The sequence below is a fragment of the Burkholderia sp. HAN2018 genome, assembly GCF_024704855.1.
Taxonomy (GTDB): domain Bacteria; phylum Pseudomonadota; class Gammaproteobacteria; order Burkholderiales; family Burkholderiaceae; genus Burkholderia; species Burkholderia cepacia.
This window is the reverse complement of the sequence record NZ_QOBB01000439.1, coordinates 1-2,560: the sequence shown is the minus strand read 5'-3', so window position 1 is coordinate 2,560 and position 2,560 is coordinate 1. Positions and strand designations below refer to the sequence as shown.

The window sequence follows — 2,560 nt, the reverse complement described above, 5'->3', positions numbered from 1 at the left end:
ACGCGACGCGCGCTGGCCGTTCGGGCCGTGCGCGCCTCCGCTGACGCTCGCGGGCGACAGCGCGGGCGGCATGCTCGCGGCGGCCGTGGCCACTGCGTTGCGCGATGCGGGCGAAGGCGGTGTCGACGGCATCGCGCTCGTCTATCCGATGCTCGGGTTCGAACCGCAATCGCCCGCGCGCGAAACGGAAGCGTACGCACCGATGCTGACGCTCGACGATGTCCATCGCTATCGCGCGCTGTACTGGAGCGGCGGCCTGTCCGATGCGCTGGGAGACGGCAATCCGCTGTTGCGCGCGTCGGTGCCGCTCGCGGCTGCGCGTTTCGACGGCCTGCCGCCCGTCCTCGCGATCGGCGCGGAACACGATCCGCTGCGCGACGATGCGCGCGTGTATGTCGAACGGATTCGCGCGGCCGGCGGTGCCGCGCACTACTGGATGGGAGAGGGGCTGGTGCACGGCTGCTGGCGCGCGCTCGGAACGAGCCCGCAGGCGGCGCGGATGCACCGGACGGTCGGCGGGTTTCTGCTCGCACCACACGCGTAGCGGGCGTTTCCGGGAGGCAACGATGCAGGCAGCGCAACACCGTATCGAGGACTGGCGGACGTTTTCGGTCGACGCGACCATTGCGGCGGTCGCGATTGGCGACTCAGCGGTGGACGTCGAGTGGAGCGACACGCGACGATCGCCGTTTCATTTCGACTGGCTGCGCGACAACTGCGCGTGCTCCGCATGCGTGCATGCCGTCACGCGTGAACAGGTATTCGAGATCGCCGACGCGCGCGAGGATCTCGCCGCGCGCGCGGTGCACATCGAAGCCGACGGCGCGCTGCATGTCGAGTGGAACGACGGACATCGCAGCGCGTGGTCGCCGGGATGGTTGCGCGCGCATGCGTATGACGACGCGTCGCGCGCCGAGCGCCAGGCCGCGCACGGGCGGCATGTGTGGGCCGGCGACGACGCGACGGCCATCGGCGTGTTCGCGTGGCGCGACGTGATGGAGGACGACGGCGCATTGCGCGCGTGGCTCGCCGCGTTGCAGCGCACCGGGCTGACGCTCGTCGAAGGCGTGCCGGCCGAGCGCGGCCGCGTCGACGAGATCGCGCGCCGCATCGGCCTGATCCGCGAGAGCAATTTCGGTGTGCTGTTCGACGTCGAATCGAAGCCGCGCCCGGACAGCAATGCGTATACGTCGCTGAACCTGCCGCCGCATACCGATCTGCCGACCCGCGAGCTGCAGCCGGGCGTGCAGTTCCTGCATTGCCTGGCGAACGATGCGACCGGCGGCGACAGCGTGTTCCTCGACGGCTTCGCGCTGGCGGATGCGCTGCGGCGCGAGCATCCGGCCGATTTCGAGCAACTCGCGTCGACGCCGTTCGAGTTCTGGAACAAGAGTGCGAACAGCGACTATCGCTGCTCGGCGCCGGTGATCGGGCTCGATGCACGCGGCAACGTGACCGAGGTGCGCGTCGCGAACTTCCTGCGCGGGCCGCTCGATGCGCCGGCCGGTTCGGTCGCGGCCGTCTATCGCGCGTACCGGCGGTTCCTCGCGCTTGCGCGCGAGCCGCGCTTTCGCGTGCAGCGCCGGCTGCGGGCGGGCGACATGTGGGCGTTCGACAACCGGCGCGTGCTGCATGCGCGCACCGAGTTCGATCCGTCGACCGGCCGCCGGCATCTGCAGGGCTGCTACGTCGATCGCGACGAATTGCTGTCGCGGTGGCGCGTGCTGTCGCGTTCGGCGCCCGCCGCGGCTGCACCGCACTGACGGGCACGCGCGGCTTCATCCTGCCTGCACACCTGCCGCGCAGGATGAAAAAGCGCCCGGACGCGAGGCGCCCGGGCGAAGCCACCCGCTGCCGGGCGGCGGAGGTATGCGTTTCATAAAAAAGGACGAGCCCCGCAACGGGGCTCGTCCTGATGTTTCTTCATCGCGCTGCGCGCGGCGCCCGTCGGGGGCGCATCGGCTTACTGGCCGAAGAAGATCGAGTCGCGAGCGTTCGACGACGTTGCGGCCGGAGCGCCCGAGTGGACGGCCGGAGCCGGTTGCGCGCCGTAGCCGCTGGTGTCGGCACCATGAACACGCGCTTCGGCGCTCTGGATGTCGTTCGGGTAGTACGGGCTCGACAGGCCCGGCTTGTAGCCGGCTTTTTCGAGCTGAACCAGTTCGTTCTTCACTTGCGCGCGGGTCACGGTGCTTTGGGCGAATGCGCCGAACGAAGCGGACAGGGCGGCAGCGGCAACGACTGCGGAAACGAGCGATTTCATGATGACCTCCGGTGTTTTATTGAGTTCGCTCTTGACACCATGTCTTAAGCGATTGATCGAATCTTAGTCATCGGAAGGTTCAGGGTAAACGCTGATTTTGACGATAGATTGTTTCCTGGGCAGTAACAGTGGCGCGCCGACTCAGGCTTTCAACGGGCTTTCTTATCGGTTGGTGCAACAAGTATGAAGAATGTTGCGGAGGCCGACACGCCTTTCAGCGCGCCTCGGCCGCCGTGTCGAACGGCCGGCCTGGCGAACGTCCGGCCGGCGCGCCCGAGCTGAGGAAGCGCACGCCCG

General features: G+C 68.4%; 3 protein-coding genes. 2 read left to right on the top strand and 1 reads right to left on the bottom strand.

What is annotated here, in order from left to right; translation table 11 throughout:
• Both DPV74_RS40700 and DPV74_RS40695 read left to right on the top strand, forming a co-directional pair.
• A partial coding sequence (locus DPV74_RS40700) for an alpha/beta hydrolase fold domain-containing protein (protein ID WP_162923313.1) occupies positions 1-544 on the top strand: 544 nt, incomplete at its 5' end.
• Between the two features lie 22 nt (positions 545-566).
• A complete protein-coding gene (locus DPV74_RS40695; protein ID WP_060066902.1) occupies positions 567-1,763 on the top strand; it encodes a TauD/TfdA family dioxygenase in 1,197 nt (398 codons plus the stop codon).
• A 200-nt stretch (positions 1,764-1,963) separates the two neighbouring features.
• Here the strand turns inward: DPV74_RS40695 and DPV74_RS40690 are convergent, their stop codons facing one another.
• On the bottom strand, positions 1,964-2,263 hold the full coding sequence (locus DPV74_RS40690) for a DUF4148 domain-containing protein (RefSeq protein ID WP_027789696.1): 300 nt from the start codon (positions 2,261-2,263) through the stop codon (positions 1,964-1,966).
• Between the last annotated feature and the right edge of the window lie 297 nt (positions 2,264-2,560).

Bases quoted from the DNA above. Each gene is read 5' to 3' on its own strand.
- DPV74_RS40690 (WP_027789696.1), bottom strand. From the start codon at position 2,263: ATGAAATCGCTCGTTTCCGCAGTCGTTGCCGCTGCCGCCCTGTCCGCT.
- DPV74_RS40695 (WP_060066902.1), top strand. From the start codon at position 567: ATGCAGGCAGCGCAACACCGTATCGAGGACTGGCGGACGTTTTCGGTC.